The sequence below is a fragment of the Enterococcus durans genome (assembly GCF_002277935.1).
GTDB classification, from domain to species: Bacteria; Bacillota; Bacilli; order Lactobacillales; family Enterococcaceae; genus Enterococcus_B; species Enterococcus_B durans.
In genome coordinates this window covers 2,041,258-2,059,956 of record NZ_CP022930.1, presented here as the reverse complement: position 1 = coordinate 2,059,956, position 18,699 = coordinate 2,041,258, and the positions used below count along the sequence as shown (strand labels likewise).

The following is an 18,699-nucleotide window of genomic DNA, read 5'->3' as shown; positions in this document are numbered from 1 at the left end:
TCTGTAACAAAACTTATTTTTAGATTTATCCCACATTACCCATACGAATGCACTGATCAACATCAATCAACACGATTTTTACTAAAAAAAATCAAGAACGGATTTCTAGCAAATAATCACTTGCAAGCTGTTGATTCATGGTATCTGCTTTTCTTAAATATGCCGCAACTTGTTCGATTTCATCCCCAGTTGCACCAACAGTAATGGCTAATACTCGTGCTTGTAAGGACATATGCCCCTTTTGGATGCCTTCTGTTACTAAAGCTTTCAATGCCGCTAAATTCTGAGCTAATCCCACAGCCGCAATTACTTGTGCCAATTCTTTTGCAGAAGAGACATCAAGTATTTCAAGTGCAAGTTTCGCTTTAGGTAAAATCTTTGAAGCGCCTCCTACGGTCGCAACAGCTAAAGGTACAGTCAATTTACCCACTAACTGTCCATCAACTATCTTCCAATCGGTCAATCCTTGGTAAAAGCCATTTCTTGAAGCATATGCATGAATAGCTGCGGATGCCGCTCTGGTATCATTACCAGTTGCTAAGATGACCGCTTCGATCCCATTCATGACACCTTTATTATGCGTTGCTGCCCGATAAACATCTAGCTTTGCATATTCCGCTGCCTGTTGGATCTTTTCGGCAACTTGTCTTCCAGCTTCTTTGCTTTTACCTAAATATTCAAAAGGAATCGTGCAACATGCTGTAGCAAGAGATTCGGTTGCTAAGTTACTCAAAATACTGAATAAAATCTCTTCATCTGGGAACCAGCTTCTCAATTGGCTGGCGACTCCTTCTAAAATCGCATTGACGATATTCGCCCCCATGGCATCTTTGACATCGATCAAGAAATCGATTGATACATAGGCATGATCACTTCCCATGAATTCTCTCGTAGATATATCTCTCACTCCGCCACCGCGTTTAACAATGGAAGGATAGCTATTGTTTGCACACAAAAACAGTTCATCTTTTCGTGTGTTTATTGCTTCGATGATTGTCTGATATTCAGACTTACCGGTCAACACGATCTGGCCTCTCATCAGTCTTTGTGGCGTTTTTGCAGTGATATTCCCACAAATTTTCGCTCCATTGCTAGCTGCTGCTATAACAGATGGTTCTTCTGTTGCCATGGGAACCCATTTTTTTTCACCATTGATCTGAAAATTTTGGGCAACGCCCATAGGAATCTCCACTTGGCTTATTTGATTCTCAATCAAATGGTTCGCAATGTCTTCAGACAAACGTTCATTTTTTAGTTGATCCGCACTTTTTTCAGCAATCACGCCTCCGCGAACTAACTGACTTCTACGTTCTTCTGGTGTCAGCTGATAGAACTTTTTTTTTTCGTCGAATGATCCTGCTTTTTCTTGATTTGCCTCAAGTAAGACTGCTAGTCCCAGACCTCCACCGATACATAAAGAAGCGATGCCGTATTTTTGCTCATTTCTCTGCAATCCATAACTCAATGTCGTCAGGATTCTTGCACCACTAGCGCCAATCGGGTGTCCTAAAGCAATAGCTCCACCATCACTATTTACTTTTTCTGGATCAAGTTGAAGTTCACGATTAACAACGATGGACGAGGCAGCAAATGCTTCATTGATCTCAAATCGATCAATCGCATCTAATGAAACATCTGTCTTTTCTAACAGTGAATTGATCGCATTGATCGGTGCGATTCCCATGATACTAGGATCGATACCGATTTCCGCCACACCTTTGATCGTTGCTAGATACGGAAGATCATTTTTTAGTGCATACTCTTTTGAAGCTAGGATCATTACTGACGCACCATCATTCAATGGAGAAGCATTTCCAGCTGTGACCGTTCCATTTTCTGAGAATACCGTTTTTAATGTTCCTAGTTTTTCTAATGAACTATTACCACGTATCGCCTCATCATTTTCCAACCATGTTCCATCCGTTAGTGGAACAGGTATGATTTCTTCTTTGAATACATTATTTTCCGTTGCCTTGGCTGCTTTTAATTGTGAGTCTAATGCATATTGGTCTTGCTCTTTTCTCGTCACTCCGAACTGTTCTGCTACATTCTCAGCAGTTAACCCCATATGCGTGTTTGAAAAAGTATCAGTCAAACCATCGTTGACCATGCTTGAAATTGGTCCATTATATGAAGTGGTTTCAGAATCAAATTGTTGTAGTAAAGGCGCCCGGGTCATACTCTCTGTTCCCCCAGCTATTACTAGATCTGCCTCACCTAATTGAATCAGCTGACGCGCTAAAATCACTGCTTTCATCCCTGAACCACAGACTTCATTGATAGTCATTGCAGGAACATCTACAGGAATATCACTATTGATCGAGATTTGACGGGCAACATTTTGGCCATTTCCCGCTTGTAAGACATTTCCAAAAATCACTTGGTTGATCTCATCTTTTTTGATACTTGCTTTTTCTAGCAATTTTTTAGTAACCATTGTCCCTAATTCAACTGCAGAAAAATTGCTCAAACTACCTTTATATTTACCAATTGGCGTTCTTGCAGCATCTATAATTACGACTTCCTTCAAGTAAGCCACCTCCTACAAAAATATACCATTGTTTTCGCCAAAAACAAATAGTACATTACTTCTTCAAAATAAACGAGAAACAAATTTTAACAATCCTTAAATATTCGCTTTTTTGTATTTCTTTTAATCATTTTATGATACTTTAGTAAAGTAAGTTTTTTTATCACAAATAAAGAGGTGTTGAAATGAAAATAGGGATCGATCGTCTTTCCTTTTTTATTCCAAATTTATATTTAGATATGACAGAATTAGCCAACCATCGAGGAGATGATCCTGCTAAATACCATATCGGTATCGGTCAAGATCAGATGGCTCTTAACCGCGTTTCGGAAGATATCATCACATTGGGTGCAAATGCTGCCAGCAGGATCGTGTCGGAACAAGACCGCGAACTCATCGATATGGTGATCGTTGGAACAGAATCAGGTATCGATCACTCGAAAGCAAGTGCTGTGATCATCCACCATTTGCTTAAAGTCCAACCTTTTGCTCGTTCCTTTGAAGTCAAGGAAGCTTGTTACGGCGGAACGGCAGCCTTGCATATGGCAAAAGAATATGTGAAAAATCATCAAGATCGTAAAGTTTTGGTCATTGCTAGTGATATGGCTCGTTATGGCTTGGCAAGTGGCGGCGAAGTCACACAAGGCGTTGGTGCTGTCGCAATGATGGTCACTGCTGATCCACGAATCCTTACAATCGAAGATGATAGTACCTTCTTGACAGAAGATATCTACGATTTTTGGCGCCCAGATTATAGTGAATTTCCTATAGTAGACGGGCCATTATCAAATTCAACTTATATTGAATCATTCCAAAAAGTCTGGAATCATCATAAAGAACTCACTGGTCTTAAACTAGAAGATTATGACGCATTGAGTTTCCATATCCCTTATACAAAAATGGGAAAAAAAGCGTTGCAAAGTGTATTAGATCAGACAGACGAAGAAAACCAAACGCGTTTGTTAGAACGTTATGAAGAAAGCATTCGGTATAGCCGCCGAGTCGGTAATTTATATACTGGCTCGCTCTATCTAGGTTTGATTTCTCTTTTGGAAAATTCTCAAACTTTATCATCTGGTGATCGTATTGGCCTATTCAGTTATGGTTCTGGCGCAGTCAGTGAATTCTTTACAGGCTATCTAGTCGAAGGCTACCAAGAATTCCTAATGACCGAGAGCCATCAAGAAATGCTAGATGCAAGAAAACAAGTCACTGTTGCCGAATACGAAGCGATCTTTAGCGAAAAATTACCAGAAAATGGCGAATCTGCAGAATATACTTCTGAGGTACCTTTTTCAATCTATAAAGTAGAAAATGATATCCGCTATTACAAACAGTAATACGCCTTTTATCAATTAAAGCAGTGAGTTGTATATAAGCAACAAAAGATTCTAAAATAAATGACGACGATCAGCCGGAGGAACCAAAATAGTATTCTTTATTTTGAGTTCCTTCGGCTGATCGTTTATTTACATAATGGGGGTAACATCCCCAATTTTTACGTATCCAGTACTACTTTTGCTTTTGCCCTCTCAATTTACTTTTTATTGGATCAGCAACAAGCGGTAGGTCAAACGGGTTGTACTGATTTGTTCATCTTGGAGAAAATGCTGGTCAAGAAAATCAGTCAGTCGTTGATCTTCTTTATACTCTTCATAGTAATCCTCCATCAATGAACGAGTGATTTCTTCTTTGAGAACATACGTGAAATCCTGTTTTTGATAGGAATAATCATTTTGTGTTAAAAATGTTTCAAAAAGATCCATTAAATCTGGAGAAACCGTCGGATCTTCTTCAAAAATCCCTAACCGTTCTTCTAAAGGAATAAAAAGATCATCCCTTGAGTGGACGACTCGGAGGATTACACAAGCCTGATTCATTTTTTTCAGCATTTGTTCTAATTTTTTTGTATTATCCAATGCTGGATTTGCAGCAGTAAAAATCACTTCAGCACTTTCTTTATTTTCTAAAAAATCTTCGAAAGACTGCTTCATCATTTGGACGTTTTTCACCCCCAGCTTATTTGCTTCTTGTTGGGCAAAGCGCAACATTTCGGTTGAAAAATCAAATAATTTGTAGCTTCCTACTTCTTTCGCCATAGGTAAATAGCGCCCAGCACCACCTGCTACATCTATCAGGTCAGATGCAGGTAATACTTTCTTACTTTTTAAAAAGGCGATAACATCTTCTACGATCGTCGTGCGTGATTCCAGTTGATTTTGATAATACTCGGGGGCAAATTCATTCCAATCTAATTCGTCCATGGTTGATTCTCCTATTTGTTTTTCCACTTTTCGGAATAAATAATATAACTTAGTAAATTTCATTCTTATGTTGAGATTCTAACACATTGATCTATTTTTCAAAAAGATATTCAAAAAAATTGGCTTTTCATTTGATTTTCTTTATCTACATACTTCACTTATCCAGATGTTATTTTCTTGAATATGTTTTTATGATAGACTGTTTCTTATTAAGAGTTGCACAAAGATACAAATGGATTTTTGTATTTTCTAAGCAGCTAAGAATCAACGGGATGAAGAAAAATATATATTTTGAAGGAGTATCTTAATGAAAAAATTTACTTTGTTGTTTGTTTTCTTTGGTTTATTCTCTTTAAGCGGGTGTGTTACTTCTCATGATGAAAGTAAAAATCAACCGAAAGATACAACCTCTTATGAGAATCACTCATCGACCAGTCACACTGACTCTGGTAGTTCACCCATTGAGTCCACCACCAGCAGTATTTCCACTTCTACTACAGATAATACAGAAACTAAAATTTCTACAAATCAATCTCTCACCACCTATACGGATGACCAAATCGAGTATGCTCGGATCTGGCTACAACTTGGCGCAAATCAAGAAATCGATACATTGTATATTCAAAGAATCCCTGCTGGCACGTCCATTGTTCCTTCTATCTCCAATAGTGCTGTTTTTCCAGAAGATGTGATTCAATTATCTGGTGGACGTAAGATCGATGGCTCTGTCACATATGGTAGTAATCATAATGGCACGATCCATCTCTATGATGTACCCACCAATCTCTATTGGGAATTTACATCAGCTGGAACTCCAGAAGCAACACTTCAAGACGAATCTCAAAAAGTTCTTACTACCAAGTTAGTATCAGTGGATACTGGGGATACTTCCCAAGTCATAAAACTAATTAACCTGGAAAAATACACTGGTGACATTGATTTATCAAGAATAAAGAATAAGTAAAATTTTTTTTCAAAAAATTTAGCGATGTGACAGATCTGATCGGAGTATTGAAAAGCACCTACGCATTTCAATACTCCGGTCAGTTTTATCTTGAAGACGCCAAAATTATTTTTCATTGGCTAGTGTCTTTGCCGATATGCTTCTTTTTTGAAAAAAAGAAAAATCGTGCCAACTAGTATAATGATCCTTAAACAACATTTTCCCCAATCAAATGTAGTCACGCTAACATCTATTACGTCCTTATAATATATTAGTGTGAATAGTATTAGACAAACAGATGTTAAGATTTTTATGTAGTCTCTGTCTAAAAAAACACTAATGATGGTTTGAATACTTGAAACAATAAAAAACGTTGGAATAAAAAAGACACTTACTCCCATAGCAAGAAAAAAGAGATCAATAGATGATCTAAAGTGATTGGTAACAATTGAAAAGAAGTAAGGATTATTCCAGTAAATTATTCCCAAAAACCAAAAAAAATATTTGATTTTTGGATTTATAAGTAAAAAATAAATCAACGTTAATGCAACTGCAATGACTATTGCTAATATCGACATGTCAAGTATTTCCTTCTAAAGGTCTATTAGAAGTACATTTTAACAATAAATCGAAAACCATAACTATACATAGCTGTAGTCTTATGTAAATTATAAACTACTAATTTTCAGCAGTTGCTAAATAAATACTTCTGTTTTTAAAACTCTGTACCGCTCTTATTTTACTACTATATCTTCCTCTACTTTTCCATCAAACTTTTTATCTACTCTCTCTTACTCTTTCTTGATATTTATCTAATTTTTTTTTAGGCGATACAATCATCCCATTTTTTCCTTCAAAGCTCTGTTTACTCTATCAAAACAATCAATAAAGCCGACTGATTTATTTGATACTGTTCATTTTTTCTAACTCTGTATATTCGCTTATTTATCATTTGTCTAGGTAATGATTTTAAATTTTTGTAAATTCCAACTTACGATGGAGTTGCTCCCACCATTTATTCATGAAAAGAGCGTGAGATAAAAGTATTGCTTCTATCCCACGCTCTTTTCATATTATGACCTTTTCGTTTGATCTGCTAGAGAGACGCAGCGCTCTCTAGTGCCATCACACCAGACAAATGGTCAGAGAGACAAACACTTTCTGGCTTGTTTTCCAACCAATCACGGTACGCTAAGAGATACTCTCCTCGTTTCCCATGTTCGGCTAAAATCTGACAACTTGATTCAATGAATGAACGGATAAATTCTGCATGTGTTTCTTTGTAAAGCAGTTGCAAGTAGCGGTACTCGATACCTTTGAATAATCCGATATCTCCACCATCTCCTTCATCATTGAATACCCCTTTTTCAACAAGGACTTCAATAGAGGTTTGTGCACATTGCAGTGCTTCTTCCAAATAGCTAGTATCTTTTGTAACATGATAAAATTCGATCAATGCGCCAATATAGACACCTTGATTATACGTGAACTTCCATTGGTAATCGATTTTCCCATCGCCGTTACGATTGACCCCATCCTCTACAAACTTAGAATCCTCTTGTACTAATGTCTTTTTCATCCAAGCGAGTGTTTTTTTACTCATTTCTAAATAGATAGGATTTTCTTCGATTTGATACAAGCGTAAGGCCAAAATCATGATTGGGCCATTTACAGGTGTGTTCTTGTAGTCAAGTCGTGTTCTTTTCCACGCAAAACCGCCATCCATTTGGTCATTCCAAGCGGTGTCGAAAATATCTAAACAAACTTCGCGTGCATCAGCCAAATACACTTGTTTATTGGTCTGTTGGTACAGGCGTAAGGCTGCTAAAGCATTCCAAAGCATATCATCATAATATTCATGTAGTAATGTGCCGTTATTTCTTTCTTTATTATAACGATAAGTTTCTTCGGCTAATCGCAGATATTCTTCATTTTTTGTACGTAGATATGCATCGATGCGTACGTCGATCAGATGGGCCATCCACCAGTAATGGAAAGTTTCGTTTTGTGCTTGGTCTGTTAATGGATACACGTTGTTCAACCACTGTTTTTTATCCTTTGACAGATAAAAATAATCAATACTATTTTGTGCTTGTTCAGCTAATTGTTCAAATTTAGTCATTCGTCGATCCTTCTTTCAAAATTTTATCACCTTGTTTTTGCGCATTTTCTAAGGCTTCTTGAGGTGTTTCTTTTTCTGCTAGCATATTTTCCAATTGTGGATTAACAGCCAGTTTCTCAAGATCAGAATACCCTGCAACAGTCGGACGGATTTTGGCAAAATCCATTGTTTCCACAAATGCTTTGTATTTATCATTCTCAAGGAAATAGCTATCTTGCGCTGCGGCTTTGTTTGCAGGAAGCCAGTTTGATATCTTGGCAAATTCGATACCCACTTCTGGATTCGTCGTCCACCATTTGATGAAATCCCAAGCGGCGTCTTTATTTTTAGCAGTTTTCGGGATGACTAGACCAAATCCGCCAGTTAATGCGCCTTTATCGCCATTGGGACCTGTAACAGGAGGAACAACTCCGTAATCTAATCCATCGACTTTGTTGTAATCTGAAAGTGCCCATGGTCCGTTGTATGTCATTGCGACTTTCCCCGCAGCAAAAGCATCCGTTCCATCATTGAATCCCTGTTGATAGACTTTTTTCTCATTCAATAACTGATTCCAAAAATCAGCGACTTCTAAACCAGCTTTAGAGTTGAAAGCTGTCTTTTTCCCATCCTCAGAAAGCATCGTACCGCCAGCTTGTTGCAACCACATATTGAATAGTCCTACATCGTCCAACGAGAAACCAGCTTGAACAAGTTGATTTCCGTCCCACTTCGTTGTTTTTTCAGCAACATTCAACAATTCTGCCCACGTTTTTGGCGGTGTAACTCCTGCTTCTTTCAGTAGTTTCTTATTGTAGAAAAGTGAGCGGTTGTCCACTAATAATGGTATGCCATATTGTTTCCCATCGTAGGACATCTCTTTTACTGTTTCTTCGTAAAATTCATTTAAATCAACTTTATCTTTCTTGATCAACTCATCTAAATCCATTAAAGCATTTTTTTGGGCATACATTCCCGTATTGACACGATCCCATAAGATCACGTCAGGAATTTCTCCGCCAGCCATACCTGTCAGAAGCTTTTCTTCTACGTTATCTTGGACTTTATAAGTAACCTTATAAGAATCTTGACTCTTATTGTATTTCTCGATCAATTGATTCAATTGATCGACTTGCGAACCACTCCAAGATCCCCAAAAAGTGATGTTTTGTTTCCCATCACTTGCCCCACCAGACTGTGTCTCCTTTTTACCACAAGCACCAAGTAATACAAGTAAACCAATGATCATCAGGCTCTTAAAAAATTTTTTCATTTTTCTACTCCTTTTATTTTATTCCTGCCTCTGCTAATCCTTGAACATAATTTCTTTGGACCATTATGAATAGTACTAGGACTGGTAAAGTAGCTAAGATCGTCCCTGCCATCAATGGCCCGTAGTTTGTACTGTAATTGTACTGAAACGCAGCCAGCCCCACCTGAACCGTTTTCATTTCATCCGAATTCAAAACGATCAGAGGCCACATAAATGCATTCCAACCAGATTGAAAGGTCATGATGCCCAATGTTGTTAACGCCGGTTTTGCCAACGGGAAATAAACTTTCATAAATATCTTGAACTCACTAGCCCCGTCAATTCTGGCACTTTCGCCTAATTCATGGGGTAACTGTTCAAAAAACTGTTTCATGAAAAAGATGGAGAATGCGCCTGCTGCCCCAGGAAGTAAAATCGCCCAATAGGAATTGATCAATCCTAGCCCGCCTGAACCGGTGAGATCATTCCCACCCATCAGTGGAAAGCCTCTTAGTACAATAAACGTCGGGATCATCGTGACGATACTCGGGATCATCATGGAAGCTAAAAAAACCAAAAACAGTGCTTTTTTCCCTTTAAATTTCAACTGTCCAAAAGCATAACCTGCTAACGAACCAAAAAAGAGATTCGTTACTACACCCCCTAGCGCTAAGATCAAGGAGTTTTTCAGATAGGTCAAAAATGGCATCGTTGAAAAGACCTCTTTATAATGGTCCAATGTAAACTGCTTCGGAAGAAAATTCATCGTTCCACTTAAAATTTCACTATCCGATTTGAAAGAAGTAGAGATCGTCCATACGAACGGCAATACAGTTGTTAGACTGATAATAATCACTACGACATACCATAAACAGAGGTTCACAGTTTTCTTCTTTAACATCGTTGTTCCTTACCTCCTTCAATTGATTTCTTTGTTCGTCAATTTCATATTCACTAAAGAAAAGACAAAAATAATCAAAAATAGAATAAATGAAAGTGCAGAGGCATAACCCATTTCCAGTCCGCCAAAACCTTTATTGTAAATATAATAAACTAAGGTAATCGTCGAATTTCCAGGACCGCCCTTCGTTAACATATATGCTTGATCAAAAACTTGGAAGGCGCCGATGATCAACTGTGTCGTGACTAAAAAAGTCGTTTTTGATAACTGAGGCCACGTAATGTGTCGGAATTTTTGCCAAGAGCTTGCTCCCTCTATATCGGCGGCTTCATAAAGGGCGGGATTGATTCCTTGAAGTCCAGCCAAGAAAATCATCATATTCCCGCCAAAGGTCATCCAGACACTCATAATGACGATGGCTGTCATCGCCCAATTCGAACTATAGAGCCATGCAGGACCATCAATTCCAATGAGTCGCAACAGCTGATTAAGCAAACCATACTGCGGATTCAATAGCCAATACCAGATCGTTGCAGTCGCTACCGTTGAACACAGTACTGGTAAGTAAAAAAAAGTGCGAAATAGATTCGTGACTTTCACTTTTTTATTTAACAGGATCGCCGTTCCTAAAGCGACTATCAAACCTAAGGGAACATACAAAAATGTGTAGACTAACGTATTTCTTAATGAAACAAAGAAAAATTCATCTTGAAAAATCTTTTGGAAATTAGCGAAACCTATCCAGTTAGCGGGTTCAATGATGTTGTAGTCTGTGAAACTAAAGTATAAAGCCATTAAAATAGGAAAAATACCAAAAATGAGAAGCAAGCTAACTGGTACTAGAATAAATAAATAGGCAATATTTTGTTGTTCATTTATCCCCCTACGTTTCTTTCCTTTGTTCGTTTGTTCCATTTCCCCTCCTCCTTTACATATACTTATAAATCATTTAATATATTAAATATCTTACAAATTAGATTATATATATTAATTCTTATTTGTCAACGCTTTCAATCGTGTTTTTTAAAATAAATTACTTGATTAAAATATATGTTATATTTAATATATATATATATAATCAAATAAATGAATGGAGGGATCCTATTGAGCGCACCATTATATCAAATGATCTACACAGATTTAAAAAAACAGATCGAACAAGGGCACTATGAAATAAATGACCTTTTACCTACTGAAAAAGAATTAGCCGCCTTATATAGCGTAAGTACGATTACAGCAAAAAAAGCACTAGATTTATTAAAAGAAGAAGGCTACATCCTCAGAAAACCTCGAAAAGGTTCAGTGATCATCAGTAATCGCAAAAACGAATCAACTTTTGAAAAACTGATCATCGGATTAGTCATCACCAATTTTTCTGATTTTTTTGGTACACAGATTCTCAGAAGTATTTTAAACTACGATGCGGAAAAGCTGAATGTCATTGTTAAAGTCACTTATGGCGATTTAAAAAAAGAAAATGAATATATCCAAGAATTAATCGATTTAGGGATTCAAGGATTGATCCTTCTACCTACATCTTCTGAATATACTTCACCAAAAATCTTAGAGTTGATTGCCCGAGATTTCCCAGTCGTAGTCATCGATCGCCTAATGGACCAACTTCCTGTATGTAGCGTCCAAACAGATAGCTTCTCTGCATCAAAAGAATTGACAAACTATCTATTCGATCAAGGTCATCAAAAAATCGGCTTACTTACCTCGGATAGTCGTGTTTCTACGATTGACGAGCGTGTTGACGGCTTTCTATCTGCTCATGTCGATGCAAACCGAGCAGTCAGTCAAAAGCAGATTTTTTCAGTCATTGATTCAGTTGTCCCAGGTTCTTCAAGAAGTATCACAGAAGATGTCGAACTGATTGTTGAGTTTTTACAAAAAAATCCAGAGATCACTGCACTATTCACTACAGAATACAACATTGCTTTATTAGCCAAAAGCGCAATCGAACAACAAAACAAAGCTGTTCCAAATGATTATTCTATCGTCTGTTTCGATCACCCAACGATCAATTTATTCGATTTGAACGCCTTTACTTTCACACACATCGAACAGGACCAAACTTCTATTGGCCATGAAGCAATGACCTTATTACTAAGGAAAATCAAAGATCCTACGCTGATTGAAAAAGTAAATCTTGGCTATCAACTCATCGAAGGTGATTCAGTTTCTTCTCTTTGATGTTAGACAATCATAGTCATCCTTTAAAAGAATTGTGCTTACGGGCTATAAGTCCTTTCTGAATGTGGGATAAATCTAAAAATCAGTTTTGCTACAGACTCTCGAATAAACGGTGAGAGCAGAAGCAACTCCTTCGGAAATAAGCCGAAATTCACAAAAATTTGAAAAGCAATTTTCGTTCATTTCTTCTTATTTCTCGGAGTTAAACACTTCTGTCCCAGCCTCTCTCGAATAAACGGCGTCCAAAAGTCAGGTTTTTCGGAAATTAAAAAAAACGAACAATACAAAAAGCGTATTGTTCGTTTTTTTATCCAATTTCTCAAACCTAAGCGACTTTTGTCTCGTCCTCTTTTATGCCAGTTTATCGACTGAAACTAAATTTCGTCCATAGTTAAGACTATTTTCCCGAAATTTTGACCTTTTTCAATCCTCTCTAACGCTTTATTCACTTCTCGTAATGAATATACTCGATCGATTACTGGATGAATTTCTTTTTCGTTAACAAGTTTGATCATCTTAGAAAAATCATCCATACTGCCCATTGTTGATCCAATTATGGAAATTTCTTTCAGTGTCAACGAGGGTAAAAACAAATTGTTAATAGGACCTCTGGTTGATCCAAAATTTACGATACGGCTTCCGATTTTACCAAGAGTAATCAGCGACTTAAAGCTGTCACCACCAACACTATCTATGCTAAGATCAATTCCCCCAGTCAACTCCAGTAGCTGTTCTACCCAGTTTTCTTCCGTATAATTGACTCCTCCGACAGCTCCTAACTCCATTGCTTTATTAATTTTATCTTCTTTACTTGATGTTACATAAACCTCTGCACCTAAAACATGAGCGAATTGGATGAGGAAAGTCGCTACACCCCCACCAGCACCAGGAATTAGAACTTTTTCTCCTTTTTGTATTTTCCCTTTTGTAACTAAAGCTCGATACGCAGTTAATCCTGCTAAGGGTAGAGAAGCTGCTTCCTCCCAAGACAAGTGAGCGGGTTTTTCAACTATATTTTCTACGGGAACTTTTACGTATTCAGCATAAGTACCATTTTGAGGCATTCCCAAAATAGAAAAATCAACATTTTTTTATTGTTATCCTTCCCCCAATTTAGACCGGGATTGATAATTACTTGATCGCCAACAGAAAAGCTTTTCACCAGATTGCCCAATGAATAGACTTCTCCAGCACCATCGGAACCAAGAATTATCGGAGCTCTTGCCCCCTGATATTGACCTTTAGCAATCATTAGCTCACGACGGTTAACAGCTGCTGCTCTCAATTTCACAACTACTTCTCCCTCTTCCGGTGAAGGTACATCAACCTCTTTATAGTTTAAACTAGCAAGATTACCTAATTCATCCAAAACTACTGCTTTCATCATAAAATTCAGAACCTTTCTCAAGTGATATTTTTATTCGAATGACTAAGATTAGTTGTCTCAATCATCAATATTATAAAAATAATGACCTATTTTACCATTCGTTTATTACACTTGGTAAAGCAAATATTTCATCAAGTTTCTTTAAAAATGGTACCAGTGCACTGAAATCCACTGCACGATGATCAAATACTAAAGTCATAGGAAGAACTTTTCTAATACCGATTTGTTTATTTCCATTTTTATCACTATAGACTCCTGCGCTTTCCTGAATAGCACCAATACCTACAACAAAAACTTCTGGAGGTATGATCTCAAGTAATGAAAAATGACCTTTCTGTTCTTTGTAAAGGGATCCAATGTTTGATACTGTCACGGTCCCTCCTTTTATATCTTCTATTGTCAAGCCGTCATTGTTACTTGAATCTGGTGTTCCTGTTGCGAGCATCCCCACCAATTCTTTTAAATCAGTCTTTTCAACTTTTTCTCCAAGACGTGCTATACTTTCAGCAATTTCAGTTAGTGATAACTCATTCACTCTATGGATTGCTAATGGAAACATTGTTCCGTTAGGCATTTGCCATGGAATTGAAATATGAATATCTTTATTATATTGAATTTGACCTTCTTTCGTTTCATCGTCGTATTCCAAATGTGCATTCAAAGCTGGAGCTGCAAGTAACCCCTCTGTAATAACTTTAAGCATAATCGTATTAATTGTAATTTTATCTTTCTTTGCTATTTTACGGTACTCCGTATAAAAATCCGTAATATCAGGTTGGTAAACATAAGATACATGCGGTACTTCTTTCCAAGATTTAGATGTCATGTGAGCAACCATCTTTCTCTGTGAATCAAAAACTTCATGATGGTCTGTTGTGTCTGAATTTATCATTTTATAAAATCCTCCTTTTTTTATTTTAACAGCACCCTACTTTAGAAATACTTACTTTGCATTTTCTGGTAGAGTTAAATAAACTTATTGTACATGCCTAATTAAACGTGTATCTTCAATATGATCGTAGAGCCGAGAGTTTATACCAATGTTGAGTAATCAATGAAATGCCTATATATAATAAGAATGTGTCATTTAGCCCTTTAATGAAATGATCTGCTACCATATGAAGTACAATCATAACTAACCATATGACAACTGTTTTCCAAGTACCTTGACTATATAAAAGCCCATCTGCTTTCCAGACTCTGCTTGTATAGGCTCTTAAAAATGCAAGCCCCACAGCCAGAAAAAGAAGCACAAAAACCAATCCCAGTGTTGAGAACGGAGTAAAGATAAAATCACCAGATAAGACACCGTTATAGAAAGTATAAAGTCCTATAAAAAAAAGCACATATTTTCCTTTACTATTGAGATCAACTTCTTTTGGCCGCAACTGATTGATAATAACCCAAATCACAATAAGTAAATCAATAAGATTAGTTCCACTCATACTTTTACATCTCCATTTTTTGTTTAAGTTGTTCTAAAACGAAGATAATTTTATCTTCGTCTATAATGAGTTTCTTGTGTTGACACCTTATTCGAAGTATCATTATTTGAGGATATATGCTATCCTAGTTCAATAAGAATCTTTAGACATTGTATATCCTCGGATAATTTATGTCAACGAAAAAGGAGAGAGTACACTTGAAATTAAGTAAATCCTTTATCCAATCAATAGGTATACTGGTTATGCTGGCAGAATTACCAGAAGGTGTCACGCTGAAGTCGCATGAAATTAGCAAAAGAATGGACGTCTCACACACCTATCTAATTAAAATAGCGAAAAAATTAAAAGACCAAGGCATCATTTTATCTATTTCTTCAAAGAATGGTGGCTATTCTCTGAACCGTCCTATTGAAGAAATCAGTTTCTGGGATATTTATGAAGCTGTTGAACCTCAAAAAAATTTTTTAGACGGAGTAAATTTTGAACCTATCTATTCCATGTTTTTATCTAAAGATATAATAATGGAACAAGGACAAGTCTTCAGATCGATTGTTTCTGAAGCAGAAACAGGATTTAAGGAAATTCTTGCTCAACATTTTCTTTCAGAAGTTATGCCAAAAGATGAGGATGGAAAACCACTCAAGATTGATTGGACAAAAATGATTGACGAAAATTAAGGCAGGCAATATCTTTATTACAATTAAATAAAGGTCAGGAATACTTGAGCTTTTGTCTCCTCCAATGAAATGTACCAAAATCCATTAGCTACATTTTTTGATTGAGAACAAAGGGGTTGGGACAGAAGTGTTTAACTCCGAGAAATATGTGGCGCACAGAACACACCGCATATCGAGCTAAGTTTTGTTCCATTTTTTCTCCATCAACAAGATTTTGATGGAGAGCCATTATTCGAAAATTGGTCATTACCAACATCATTTGTCTTAGAAAAAAAAACGCTCGAAACATTGCTGTTTCAAGCGTTTTTTGGTTTTATTTATTCTTTTGTACGTGGACAAGGATCATTTTTGTGATTTCCATCAAAATAACCGTCACTAAGGCAATTCCGATACATGTAAAGACTTCAGTTAAGCCAAAAGCAGCTGGAATTGAGAAGACTTGTTTTAACCCAGGAATCATGGTCAAGCAGTATAATGCACTACATACGACAACAGCTAACAAGACACTTCGATTTGAGAAGAATCCAGCTTGGATCGCTGTTTGTGTATTGGAACGTGCTGGAAATGTTTGTAACGTCCGGCACCAGATCAATGTAGAGAAGGACATTGCTACACCAAATTCTGGTGAGTGTTGCATCCCTAACCATTGAGCAAAAATAACTGCGATCCCGATCAATACACCACGGTAAGTTACTGAGATCAACGTTTTATCCGTAAAAATACCGGAATTTGGATCTCTTGGTGGTCTACCCATCGTTGCTGGTTCCGCTTTTTCCGTTCCTAAAGCAATAGCAGGAAGAGAGTCGTTCACTAAGTTGATAAATAGTAATTGTAATGCAGTGAATGGGTTTGACCAATCCGCAACTAAAGCAAAGATAATCGCAATGATTGCACCCAAGTTACCTGAAAACAGGTAAGAAATGGCCTTCTTGATGTTATCGAAGACATTTCGTCCTACTTCAACGGCACTGACGATCGATGCAAAGTTATCATCAGTCAAGACCATTGCAGCAGCATCTTTCGCAACATCCGTACCTGTTCCCATTGCAATACCGATATCTGCTTGTTTCAAGGCTGGTGCATCATTGACACCATCACCGGTCATCGCTGAAATATGGCCTTTATTTTGCCATGCTCGTACGATCCTAATTTTGTTTTCTGGTGAAACACGCGCATATACGGTCACTTTTTCTAGTACTTCGTTCAGTTGGTCTTCTGTCAGATCATCTAATTCTGTACCAGTCAACGCTTGATCGCCTTCTTCAAAAATGCCGATTTCTTTGGCGATTGCTACAGCAGTCGTCTTATGGTCACCTGTGATCATGATCGTCTTGATACCAGCACTTCTTGCTTCTTTGACGGCTTGTGTCACTTCTTCTCTTGGCGGATCGATCATTGCAAGCAATCCAACTAAGATCAAGTCATTTTCATCTTCAAATGAAAGTTCTGTGCTTTCGATTGGACGATACGCAAAAGCTAAAACACGTAACGCACGATTTGAAAAAGCTTCATTTTGTTCTTTGAATTTTGTCATCAGTTCTTCTGTCATTGGCACAACTTCTCCATTGACCAACGCTTTTTTACTACGACCAAAGATGATATCCGGTCCACCCTTGACGAACAAATATTGGCCATTGTTGATGTTATGTGCCGTTGACATCAATTTACGATCAGAATCAAATGGTAATTCTGCTTGTCTTGGATAGGTATTTCGGATTTCTTGATAAGGCTGGTTCAACTTTTCACTGAAATCAATGAATGCCACTTCTGTTGGATCACCTAGTTTTGTACCATCTTCACTGATCGAAGCATCATTTGCTAAGACACTGATCTCAATCAAACGGCGTTCATCATCGGACCATTTCGCTGGATCATTCGTGAAGTCTCCTGTAGCACCATTTGCCAAATAATAATCAACTACCGTCATTTTATTTTGAGTCAACGTACCAGTCTTATCGGTACAAATGATACTTGTTGATCCAAGTGTTTCAACCGCAGGTAACTTACGAATGATCGCATGACGTTTTGCCATTTTATTTGTTCCTAAAGACAAAACGATTGTTACGATCGATTGCAATGCCTCTGGAATAGCCGCTACGGCAACAGCAACTGCGAACATGACTGCACTAACGATATCTGCAGTTAGATCCCCTGTTCCCTCACCTAAATAGATACGGAATAATTGGATACCTAAAATAACTAGTGATAAAGCTAGGATCGCCAAACTTAATTTTTTACTGAATTTGTCTAATCCACGTTGTAGAGGAGTGACTTGTTCCGTTGTTGATTCAAGAAGCCCAGCAACTTCTCCGATTTCTGTATTGTTCCCAGTAGCAGTTACTAAGAATTTCCCGCGGCCATAAGTGATGATCGTTCCACTAAACACCATATTTATACGGTCGCCGATCGGTACTGTTTGCTCAATCGATACAACCTCTTTTTCTGAAGCTGTCGATTCACCAGTAAGCATTCCTTCATCTACTTTTAATGAACCAGCTTCTAACAGCCGCCCATCAGCAGGTACATAATCCCCTGCATCTAATAAGACGATATCCCCAACAACTAACTCATTTGCTGGAATCGTCCGTTCTTTTCCGTCACGGATAACACGCGCATCAGGTGCGGAAAGACTTTTTAATGCTTCTAAAGAGCCTTCTGCTTTTTTTGTTTGGATAACACTGATCACGGAGTTCAACATCAACACGGCAAAAATAACTAAGAATTCGATGTAGTCACCCATGACCATTTGGATCAATGCGACAATCAGCAACACGATGACCATAGCGTCTTTGAATGTTTCTAAGAACAATTTCCATGTCGGTTTCTTAGGTGCTTCCTTTAGCTGATTCAATCCATCTCTTTCTAACTTTTCTTTTGCGAGCGTCGTACTCAATCCTTCGGTCGAGCTCTGCGTTTTTTGCATCAGCGAGTCGATTGATTCCTTGTAGACGGCTTGCTGAGCCTGTTCCTTGTTTTCCAAATTTCATCCCCCATTTTGATTTT

Annotated in this window: 15 protein-coding genes and 1 pseudogene; 4 read left to right on the top strand and 12 right to left on the bottom strand. The window is 37.5% G+C overall.

Annotated features, from left to right (window positions below; translation table 11 throughout):
- Positions 1 to 91: 91 nt before the first annotated feature.
- Positions 92 to 2,530, bottom strand: a complete 2,439-nt coding sequence (locus CJZ72_RS09835; protein ID WP_095443799.1) for a hydroxymethylglutaryl-CoA reductase, degradative — start codon at positions 2,528 to 2,530, stop codon at positions 92 to 94.
- Between the two features lie 185 nt (positions 2,531 to 2,715).
- On the opposite strand from CJZ72_RS09835, the gene CJZ72_RS09830 reads away from it, so the two are divergent.
- Entirely contained in the window at positions 2,716 to 3,870 is a 1,155-nt protein-coding gene (locus CJZ72_RS09830; RefSeq protein ID WP_081134437.1) for a hydroxymethylglutaryl-CoA synthase, read from the top strand.
- Between the two features lie 204 nt (positions 3,871 to 4,074).
- Here the strand turns inward: CJZ72_RS09830 and CJZ72_RS09825 are convergent, their stop codons facing one another.
- Positions 4,075 to 4,794 carry a methyltransferase domain-containing protein gene (locus CJZ72_RS09825; RefSeq protein WP_081134438.1) on the bottom strand — a complete coding sequence of 240 codons (720 nt, stop codon included), beginning with the start codon at positions 4,792 to 4,794 and terminating at the stop codon, positions 4,075 to 4,077.
- Positions 4,795 to 5,101: 307 nt separating this feature from the next.
- On the opposite strand from CJZ72_RS09825, the gene CJZ72_RS14765 reads away from it, so the two are divergent.
- A complete protein-coding gene (locus tag CJZ72_RS14765; protein ID WP_231436839.1) occupies positions 5,102 to 5,758 on the top strand; it encodes a hypothetical protein in 657 nt (218 codons plus the stop codon).
- Between the two features lie 1,075 nt (positions 5,759 to 6,833).
- On the opposite strand, the gene CJZ72_RS09810 is transcribed toward CJZ72_RS14765, so the two are convergent.
- From CJZ72_RS09810 to CJZ72_RS09795, 4 genes are read right to left on the bottom strand one after another with little or no spacing between them, the layout of a single operon-like run.
- Positions 6,834 to 7,859 (bottom strand): glycoside hydrolase family 76 protein, encoded by a 1,026-nt coding sequence (locus CJZ72_RS09810; RefSeq protein WP_095443798.1) that lies wholly within the window; start codon positions 7,857 to 7,859, stop codon positions 6,834 to 6,836.
- Entirely contained in the window at positions 7,852 to 9,111 is a 1,260-nt protein-coding gene (locus tag CJZ72_RS09805; protein WP_081134441.1) for an ABC transporter substrate-binding protein, read from the bottom strand. The genes CJZ72_RS09810 and CJZ72_RS09805 overlap by 8 nt, the downstream gene beginning before the upstream one ends.
- Before the next feature lie 13 nt (positions 9,112 to 9,124).
- Complete coding sequence (locus CJZ72_RS09800) at positions 9,125 to 9,991, bottom strand: carbohydrate ABC transporter permease (RefSeq protein ID WP_005878664.1); 867 nt, start codon at positions 9,989 to 9,991, stop codon at positions 9,125 to 9,127.
- A gap of 18 nt (positions 9,992 to 10,009) precedes the next feature.
- Entirely contained in the window at positions 10,010 to 10,906 is an 897-nt protein-coding gene (locus tag CJZ72_RS09795) for a carbohydrate ABC transporter permease (protein ID WP_081134442.1), read from the bottom strand.
- 189 nt (positions 10,907 to 11,095) lie between these two features.
- On the opposite strand from CJZ72_RS09795, the gene CJZ72_RS09790 reads away from it, so the two are divergent.
- Entirely contained in the window at positions 11,096 to 12,187 is a 1,092-nt protein-coding gene (locus CJZ72_RS09790) for a GntR family transcriptional regulator (RefSeq protein ID WP_081134443.1), read from the top strand.
- A gap of 101 nt (positions 12,188 to 12,288) precedes the next feature.
- On the opposite strand, the pseudogene CJZ72_RS15115 reads toward CJZ72_RS09790, so the two are convergent.
- The 5 genes and pseudogenes from CJZ72_RS15115 to CJZ72_RS09770 form a co-directional block, all read right to left on the bottom strand.
- A pseudogene (locus CJZ72_RS15115) lies at positions 12,289 to 12,420 on the bottom strand (DUF3788 family protein); the annotation flags it as partial.
- Positions 12,421 to 12,561: 141 nt separating this feature from the next.
- Complete coding sequence (locus CJZ72_RS09780; RefSeq protein ID WP_198324536.1) at positions 12,562 to 13,251, bottom strand: quinone oxidoreductase family protein; 690 nt, start codon at positions 13,249 to 13,251, stop codon at positions 12,562 to 12,564.
- Positions 13,218 to 13,574: an alcohol dehydrogenase catalytic domain-containing protein gene (locus CJZ72_RS14520; protein WP_198324535.1), complete on the bottom strand. Its 357-nt coding sequence runs from the start codon at positions 13,572 to 13,574 to the stop codon at positions 13,218 to 13,220. The genes CJZ72_RS09780 and CJZ72_RS14520 overlap by 34 nt, the downstream gene beginning before the upstream one ends.
- 91 nt (positions 13,575 to 13,665) lie before the next feature.
- Positions 13,666 to 14,466: a 2-oxo acid dehydrogenase subunit E2 gene (locus CJZ72_RS09775; protein WP_081134444.1), complete on the bottom strand. Its 801-nt coding sequence runs from the start codon at positions 14,464 to 14,466 to the stop codon at positions 13,666 to 13,668.
- A 115-nt stretch (positions 14,467 to 14,581) separates the two neighbouring features.
- Positions 14,582 to 15,019 (bottom strand): hypothetical protein, encoded by a 438-nt coding sequence (locus tag CJZ72_RS09770; RefSeq protein ID WP_081134445.1) that lies wholly within the window; start codon positions 15,017 to 15,019, stop codon positions 14,582 to 14,584.
- Positions 15,020 to 15,216: 197 nt separating this feature from the next.
- Between CJZ72_RS09770 and CJZ72_RS09765 the strand changes: the two genes are divergently transcribed.
- A complete protein-coding gene (locus CJZ72_RS09765) occupies positions 15,217 to 15,696 on the top strand; it encodes an RrF2 family transcriptional regulator (RefSeq protein ID WP_173284528.1) in 480 nt (159 codons plus the stop codon).
- A gap of 313 nt (positions 15,697 to 16,009) precedes the next feature.
- Here the strand turns inward: CJZ72_RS09765 and CJZ72_RS09760 are convergent, their stop codons facing one another.
- A complete protein-coding gene (locus tag CJZ72_RS09760) occupies positions 16,010 to 18,676 on the bottom strand; it encodes a cation-translocating P-type ATPase (protein WP_081134447.1) in 2,667 nt (888 codons plus the stop codon).
- Positions 18,677 to 18,699: the final 23 nt, after the last annotated feature.

Coding starts and splice junctions, on each gene's coding strand:
- CJZ72_RS09830 (WP_081134437.1), top strand. CDS start 2,716: ATGAAAATAGGGATCGATCGTCTTTCCTTTTTTATTCCAAATTTATAT.
- CJZ72_RS09825 (WP_081134438.1), bottom strand. CDS start 4,794: ATGGACGAATTAGATTGGAATGAATTTGCCCCCGAGTATTATCAAAAT.
- CJZ72_RS14765 (WP_231436839.1), top strand. CDS start 5,102: ATGAAAAAATTTACTTTGTTGTTTGTTTTCTTTGGTTTATTCTCTTTA.
- CJZ72_RS09810 (WP_095443798.1), bottom strand. CDS start 7,859: ATGACTAAATTTGAACAATTAGCTGAACAAGCACAAAATAGTATTGAT.
- CJZ72_RS09805 (WP_081134441.1), bottom strand. CDS start 9,111: ATGAAAAAATTTTTTAAGAGCCTGATGATCATTGGTTTACTTGTATTA.
- CJZ72_RS09800 (WP_005878664.1), bottom strand. CDS start 9,991: ATGTTAAAGAAGAAAACTGTGAACCTCTGTTTATGGTATGTCGTAGTG.
- CJZ72_RS09795 (WP_081134442.1), bottom strand. CDS start 10,906: ATGGAACAAACGAACAAAGGAAAGAAACGTAGGGGGATAAATGAACAA.
- CJZ72_RS09780 (WP_198324536.1), bottom strand. CDS start 13,251: ATGCCTCAAAATGGTACTTATGCTGAATACGTAAAAGTTCCCGTAGAA.
- CJZ72_RS14520 (WP_198324535.1), bottom strand. CDS start 13,574: ATGATGAAAGCAGTAGTTTTGGATGAATTAGGTAATCTTGCTAGTTTA.
- CJZ72_RS09775 (WP_081134444.1), bottom strand. CDS start 14,466: ATGATAAATTCAGACACAACAGACCATCATGAAGTTTTTGATTCACAG.
- CJZ72_RS09770 (WP_081134445.1), bottom strand. CDS start 15,019: ATGAGTGGAACTAATCTTATTGATTTACTTATTGTGATTTGGGTTATT.